The organism is Stenotrophomonas sp. HMWF003, assembly GCF_003061285.1.
In the GTDB taxonomy this organism is placed as follows: Bacteria; Pseudomonadota; Gammaproteobacteria; order Xanthomonadales; family Xanthomonadaceae; genus Stenotrophomonas; species Stenotrophomonas maltophilia_AP.
On sequence record NZ_QAIW01000416.1, the window covers coordinates 9,755 to 10,312 of the forward strand.

Sequence of the window (558 nt, forward strand, 5' to 3'; positions counted from 1 at the left end):
ACGGGGCCTTTGAACCAGTTCCAGTCCCACAGCGCGATCAGCAGGAGGATGGCGGCGAAGAGGAAGACGAGGATCGCCAGCCAACGCTGTCCGCGTTTGCCGGGACGACGCCAGCGCCAACGGCGCGACACGGGGGATGGGGCAGGGGAGTCGACAGTGTTCACGTGCTCCATCCTTGCCTGTTCATCGTGCAGGGGGTGCGAAGCATTGGTAAGGATGGTGTCAGGGTTGGGTGTTTTTTCTTTTTTAGAGGCGTTGGAGCGGGATCAAGAGCAAGTGCAACTGCAACTGCAACAGCAAGTGCAACTGCAACGGCCTTGGGCTGCGGGTTTGGCTGGTTGGCGCGGCGCGGGTGGGTTTACGGGACACGCTGCAAGTACGTCCATGTAAGCTCGTGAGCGCCATCCATGGCGCCCAACGGTCCCGTAAACCCACCCGCACCACGCCCCGACAGACCCCGGTCTACCCCGGTAGAGCCACCCCATGGGTGGCTGTGCCTGATGAATCTCGAGATGCCTGGGGCGTCGATGCTGGGTCGGGAATTTGGGGGGGTTGGTT